Raw genomic sequence first — 6,557 nt, forward strand, 5'->3', positions numbered from 1 at the left:
CCCGATCACCCCGCACCACACCCCCACCGAACAAGCCTTCCCACCCACCCACCCGATTGCCCGGGATGGGTGGGCGGGCATGTCCGCCGCAGGGCAAACGGGTGGGTGGGCGGGAAAGTCTGTCGTAACGGCGAGAAGCCCAGACGGCGCGCAGCGGTGATCCCGGACCCCCGCCCCCCCCCGCCCACGCGAAGGGGCCGCCGGATCAACCGATCCGGCGGCCCCATCTACGTACGAAAAGGGCGGCTAACCCTTCTTGGCGGACCCGGACCCGGACCCGGACTCCGCCTCAGCTTCGGCTTCGCTCTCGGCCTCGGCCTCGTCCTTCTTCTCCAGCGACAGCTCGCCCTCACCCTCGGACGGCTCTCCCTCGCCGGAGGCGTCCGAAGCGTCGGAAGCCCCCGGTTCCACCACTTCCTCCCGCCCAGGCCGCAGCTTCGCCGACAGGACGAAGTAGACGACCGCGAGGATGAACACCGCGATGGCGGTCCAGACGTTCAGGCGAAGGCCCAGGACGTCGTGGGCGTCATCGACGCGCATGTACTCGATCCAGCCGCGCCCGGCGCAGTACGACGCCACGTACAGCGCGAACGCCCGCCCGTGCCCGAGCTTGAAGCGCCGGTCGGCCCAGATGACCAGGAAGCCGACACCGATGCACCAGAGGGATTCGTAGAGGAAGGTGGGGTGGTAGGTGCCCGGCACCCGCCCGTCCTCCGCCGAAGTGATCTTCAGCGCCCACGGCAGTTCCGTGGCCTTGCCGTACAGCTCCTGGTTGAACCAGTTGCCCCAGCGGCCGATCGCCTGGGCGAAGGCGATGCCGGGGGCGAGCGCGTCGGCCCAGGCGGGCAGCGGAATGCCGCGCCGGCGACAGCCGATCCAGGCGCCGACCGCGCCGAACGCGATCGCGCCCCAGATACCGAGGCCGCCCTCCCAGATCTTGAAGGCGTCCACCCAGTCACGGCCCTCGCTGAAGTACAGCTGGTAGTCCGTGATCACGTGGTAGAGACGCCCGCCGACGAGGCCGAACGGCACGGCCCAGACGGAGATGTCGGCCACGGTGCCTGGGCGGCCCCCGCGAGCGATCCACCGCTTGTTGCCGAGCCAGACGGCGACGAAGACGCCGATGATGATGCAGAACGCGTAGGCGCGCAGCGGAATGGGTCCGAGTTCGAACACACTGCGCGACGGGCTGGGAATGAAGGCAAGGTCCATGGCAGGTCCGACGCTACCGTGCCGGGTGGTGCCCAAGGCAACCAGCCCGGCTACGGCTCCATAACTACGCCTCGCCGGCTACGCCCCGTTCGCCTTCTCCACCATCGCCTTCAGCTGCGCCGGGGTCAGCGGATTCTTCTGGTCCGCGAAGATGTTCTTCCCGTCGAGCAGCACGGTGGGCGTGCCCTGCAGGCGCGCGTCCTGGAATGCCTTGTTCGACTTGTCGACCCAGCTGTCGTGCTCGCCGTCCTCGACGCACTTCTTGAAGGAAGCGGTGTCGAGCCCGTCGACCTGGCCCGCGAGCTCGAGCAGCCGACTGTTCTTGGCGAAGGCGTCGTCCGTCTCCGCGGGCTGATTCTTGAACAGCACGTCGTGGTACGGGGTGAACTTCCCGGCGTCCTGGGCGCAGGCCGCCGCGTTGGCCGCGCGCAGCGAGCCGCTGCCGCCCATGTTCCCGTCGATGAGCGTGGCCAGGTGATAGTCGACCTTGAGCTGGCCCTTGTCGGTGAGCTCATGGATCGTCGTGCGGTACGCGTCCTCGAAGGACTTGCAGGCGGGGCAGCGGAAGTCCTCCCAGATGGTGAGGGACGACTTGGCGCTGTCCTTGCCCACGGGGAGCGCGAGCTGATCCTTGCCGTTCGCCCCCTGCGGGATCACGACGGGACCCGAGGTGTCCTTGTCGTCGCCCGCGTTGGAGGCGAGCAGGCCCGCCACGGTGGCCAGCGCGAGGACGCCGACGACGGCGGCGCTCACGATCAACACCCTGCGCTGCTTCTCCCGCGACTTCTGCCGCTCTCGCTCTTCCGCCAGCCGCTCGCGGGCCGTGCGCTTTCCCTCACGGTTCTTCTCACTCACACCCCGCCAACGAACCGGGGGGGGCCCAGCCGGGCGCCCCCGGGCCGGTGCCCCCCGCAGAGTTACGCGGTGCCCCCCCCACCCCGTGGGCGATGAACCCCGCGCGGGGGGGGCGCGGGGCGCGGGCACGCCGAGGGCGGCCAGGTCGTCGGCGCCGCGCGGGTCGTGGCCCAGGTGCGGCAGGGTGCGGAGCTCTTCGCCGTACGTCCCCGTCCACTCGGCCAGGGTCTTGCGCTGCTGGGCGATGAGCCCGGCGAACCAGGTGTCGGCGGTGTCGTCGGGCAGGACGCGATTGGCGAGGAGGGCGTCGGCGCGCAGGCCCCGCAGGGCGAGGCCGGTGGCGGCGGCGCACACCGCGTCGGCGCCCGCGGGGCCCGGCTCCACGACGAGGCGCACGGTCGTGCCCGGGTCCTCGATCACGGCCTGCGCGGCGGCGAGTTCGGCGTCCCAGCGGGCCGCCGTCTCGTACAGCCAGTCGGCGGGCATCGGGACACCGGCGATGCGGCCGAGCATCGGGCGCAGGGCGCGGGCGGCCTGCCGCTCGGGGGGCAGCAGCCTGCGGAGGTAGCGGCGGAGCTGCTCGGGGAGAGCGAGGAGCGCGAGGGCGCGGGGCAGCGGGGGCAGGTCCACCACCACGGTGTCGTACGCGTCCCGCCCCGCGTCGCGCAGGGCCCGCAGCAGCGCCAGCTCGTCGCTGCCGGGCAGCGGGGTGAGCTCCTCGCCCTCGAGGCGTCCGGCGCCGAGCAGGTCGAGGGCGGAGGCCGCCTTCTTCTGCAGGGCGAGGAGGTCGTCACGGAACTCGTCGCCGGGGGCCAGCCGCCGGACGGTGAGGCCCGGCTGTTCGGCGGTGTCGACTTGGTCGGCGGAGATGAGGAGGGTGCGGGCGCCCTCCCGGGCCGCGGTGAGCGCGGTGGCCGTGGCGACGGTGGTACGGCCGGAGCCGCCGGGGCCCGTGACGAGGAGGGTGCGCATAAGGGTGAACGGTACGCCCCTGGCCGACAGCGCCCCGCAGCGCTTAAGCCCCGGCCTCCACGCGCTTCTTCAGGCCGGCCAGAGCCCGGTCGATGATGACCTTCTCCGCCTTGCGCTTGATCATCCCGAGCATGGGGATCTTGACGTCGACGGTCAGCTTGTACGTGACCTCGGTGCCGTCGCCGGACGGCTTCAGGAGGTACGACCCGTCCAGCGACCGCAGCATCTGCGACTTGACGAGGGTCCAGCTGACCTCGTTCTCGCCGGTCCACGTGTACCCGAGGGTCTGGTCGTCCTTGATCGCGCCCGCGTCCATGACGAGGCGGACCTGCTTGGCGCGGCCCTGGTCGTCGGTGTCGAGCACCTCCGCCTCCTTTACCTCACCCGTCCAGTCCGGGTAGCGCGCGAAGTCGGCGATCACCCCCATGACCTCGGCCGGTGCCGCCTCGATCGTGATGCTCGAGCTGGTGTGTTCCGCCATCTCTGTGGCTCCTCCAGATGCGGTCCGGAATGGGGGTGGTGTGCATACGTGTGTGACGCGTGAAGGCTATCGCGCACCGGATGGACCGCTGTCACCACTCCAGCGACCACGGCCTGCCCGAGCCCGCGAAGTGCCCCACGTTCACACACTCGGTCGCCCCGATGCGCATCCGCCGGGTCAGCGGCTGATGGACATGGCCGAAAAGTGCGTATCTCGGGCGGGTCTTGTGAAGGGTCGCGAGCAGCGCCCGGCTGCCCCGCTCGAAGCGGCGCGCGACGGTGTCGTACACGAGCTCGGGGACCTCCGGCGGGATGTGCGTGCAGAGCACGTCGACCTCGCCGACGGCCTCGATCTTTGCCGCGAATTCCTCGTCGCTGATCTCGTAGGGCGTCCGCATGGGCGTGCGCAGACCGCCGCCGACGAAGCCGAAGACCCGCCCGCCGATCTCGGCGCGCTGACCGTCGAGGACGGTGGTGCCGGGCGCCGCGTACTCGGACCACAGGGCCGGTATGTCGACGTTGCCGTATGTGGCGTACGTAGGTGTGGGGAAGGCGGCGAAGAGTTCGGCGTACTGCTTGCGCACCGCGCGCTCGATGGCCGGTCCCCTGTCCATGCCCGCCCACAGCCGCTTGCCGAACTCCCTGGCCTCCTCGAAGCGGCGCTCGGTGCGCAGCTCGACGAGGCGGTCGGCGTTCCGCTCGCCGAAGAGGTCGGGGAAGATGCCGCGCGAGTGGTCGGCGTAGTCGAGGAAGAGCACCAGGTCACCGAGACAGATGAGCGCGTCGGCGCCCTCGCCCGCGCGGGCGAGATCCTTTGTGTTGCCGTGCACGTCGCTGACCACGTTGATCCGGAAACCTGGCATGCCGATCACCCTAGAACGAGTGGGCAAAGGTGGGTAGAGGCCTCAGGAGCGGGCGGACCTGCGGTTACTTCCGAGTCGGGAATCGCGTGGCGTACTGTGCGGTTCAGACCACAACGACGTGTGACGCACCGAACATCTGGCCCGGACCCCCTACCGAACAAGCCATACCCATGGGTAACGTCCGGGCAGTCCAGTAGTGCTCCAGTTCAACTTCCCCCCGGGAGCACCTGCCCGATCTTGGACCGCACCGTCGCATCGCACAACGTCGTGGCGCCGGCGCCCTATGTAGGAGCAGCAGTCTTGCGCGAGTTCAGCCTTCCGGCCCTGTACGAGGTCCCCGCGGACGGCAATCTGACCGACATCGTCCGCAGAAATGCCGTGCAGCACCCGGATGTCGCCGTCATCGGCCGCAAGGTGGACGGCACCTGGCAGGACGTCACCGCCAAGAACTTCCTCGCCGAGGTGCGCGCCGCCGCGAAGGGGCTCATCGCCGCCGGCGTGCGGCCCGGCGACCGCGTCGGACTGATGTCCCGCACCCGGTACGAGTGGACGCTCGTCGACTTCGCGATCTGGAGCGCGGGCGCGGTCACCGTGCCGGTGTACGAGACGAGTTCGGCCGAGCAGATCCAGTGGATCCTGGGCGACTCCGGCGCCGTGGCCATCGTCGTCGAGCTCGACGCGCACAGCGCGGCCGTCGACTCCGTCCGCGACCGGCTCCCCGATCTGGTCAACGTATGGCAGATCGACCGCGGTGGCGTCGAGGAGCTGAACCGCGCGGGCGCCGACGTCCCGGACGAGACCGTCGACGAGCGCAGCGCGGTCGCGGGCGCCGACGACCCGGCGACCATCGTCTACACCTCGGGCACCACGGGCCGCCCCAAGGGCTGTGTCCTCACGCACCGCAGCTTCTTCGCGGAGTGCGGCAACGTGGTGGAGCGCCTGAAACCGCTGTTCCGCACCGGCGAGTGCTCGGTGCTCCTCTTCCTTCCCGTCGCGCACGTCTTCGGGCGTCTCGTCCAGATCGGCGCGCTGATGGCGCCGATCAAGCTGGGCCACGCGCCCGACGTCAAGAACCTCACGGACGAGCTGGCGTCGTTCCGGCCGACGATGATCCTGGGTGTCCCGCGCGTCTTCGAGAAGGTCTACAACTCGGCGCGCGCCAAGGCGCAGGCCGACGGCAAGGGCAAGATCTTCGACAAGGCCGCGGACACGGCGATCGCGTACAGCCGCGCGCTCGACACCCCGAGCGGTCCCTCGCTCGGACTGAAGATCAAGTACAAGACGTTCGACAAGCTGGTCTACAGCAAGCTGCGGGCCGTGCTCGGCGGCCGCGGCGAGTACGCGATCTCGGGCGGCGCGCCGCTGGGCGAGCGTCTGGGCCACTTCTTCCGCGGCATCGGCTTCACCGTCCTTGAGGGCTACGGCCTGACGGAGTCGTGCGCGGCCACCGCCTTCAACCCGTGGGACCGCACGAAGATCGGCACGGTCGGCCAGCCGCTGCCCGGTTCGGTCGTCCGGATCGCCGACGACGGCGAGGTGCTGCTGCACGGCGAGCACCTGTTCACGGGGTACTGGAACAACGAGGGCGCGACCGAAGAGGCGCTCGCCGACGGCTGGTTCCACACCGGCGACATCGGCACGCTCGACGAGGACGGCTACCTCCGGATCACCGGCCGCAAGAAGGAGATCATCGTGACGGCGGGCGGCAAGAACGTCGCTCCCGCGGTGATCGAGGACCGGATCCGCGCGCATGCCCTTGTCGCCGAGTGCATGGTCGTGGGCGACGGCCGCCCCTTCGTGGGCGCGCTCGTCACGATCGACGACGAGTTCCTCGGCCGCTGGGCCGCCGAGCACGGGAAGCCGGCGGACTCCACGGCGGCGTCGCTGCGTGACGACGCGGATCTGCTCGCGGCGGTCCAGAGCGCCGTGGACGACGGCAACGCGGCGGTCTCCAAGGCGGAGTCCGTACGCAAGTTCCGCGTCCTTGCCACGCAGTTCACGGAGGAGTCGGGGCATCTGACTCCGTCCCTGAAGCTGAAGCGGAGCGTTGTGGCGAAGGATTACGCCGACGAGGTCGAAGCCCTTTACCGGGGGTGACGCGCCCATTCGCCATGGGGGCTGTGTTCTTTCGCGGCTCTCGGTCACTTGTGGTTGCTCGCGCAGTTCCCCGCGCCC

5 protein-coding genes and 1 pseudogene are annotated in these 6,557 nt (G+C 70.2%); 1 reads left to right on the forward strand and 5 read right to left on the reverse strand.

The window, feature by feature from the left end; translation table 11 throughout:
* Positions 1-246: 246 nt before the first annotated feature.
* From lgt to ACFWY6_RS43240, 5 genes and pseudogenes are all read right to left on the reverse strand, one after another.
* Complete coding sequence (gene lgt, locus ACFWY6_RS43220; protein WP_384702739.1) at positions 247-1,212, reverse strand: prolipoprotein diacylglyceryl transferase; 966 nt, start codon at positions 1,210-1,212, stop codon at positions 247-249.
* A 78-nt stretch (positions 1,213-1,290) separates the two neighbouring features.
* Positions 1,291-2,067 carry a DsbA family protein gene (locus ACFWY6_RS43225; RefSeq protein ID WP_384702749.1) on the reverse strand — a complete coding sequence of 259 codons (777 nt, stop codon included), beginning with the start codon at positions 2,065-2,067 and terminating at the stop codon, positions 1,291-1,293.
* 99 nt (positions 2,068-2,166) lie between these two features.
* A pseudogene (locus tag ACFWY6_RS43230) lies at positions 2,167-3,039 on the reverse strand (ArsA family ATPase); the annotation flags it as partial.
* Positions 3,040-3,082: 43 nt separating this feature from the next.
* Entirely contained in the window at positions 3,083-3,520 is a 438-nt protein-coding gene (locus tag ACFWY6_RS43235) for an SRPBCC family protein (RefSeq protein ID WP_361818361.1), read from the reverse strand.
* A gap of 91 nt (positions 3,521-3,611) precedes the next feature.
* The gene (locus tag ACFWY6_RS43240; RefSeq protein ID WP_384702743.1) at positions 3,612-4,382 is read right to left on the reverse strand and encodes a metallophosphoesterase; all 771 of its coding nucleotides are present in this window, start codon (positions 4,380-4,382) and stop codon (positions 3,612-3,614) included.
* 300 nt (positions 4,383-4,682) lie between these two features.
* Between ACFWY6_RS43240 and ACFWY6_RS43245 the strand changes: the two genes are divergently transcribed.
* Complete coding sequence (locus ACFWY6_RS43245) at positions 4,683-6,479, forward strand: AMP-dependent synthetase/ligase (RefSeq protein ID WP_384702746.1); 1,797 nt, start codon at positions 4,683-4,685, stop codon at positions 6,477-6,479.
* Positions 6,480-6,557: the final 78 nt, after the last annotated feature.

The organism is Streptomyces sp. NPDC059037, assembly GCF_042740015.1.
GTDB lineage: Bacteria > Actinomycetota > Actinomycetes > Streptomycetales > Streptomycetaceae > Streptomyces.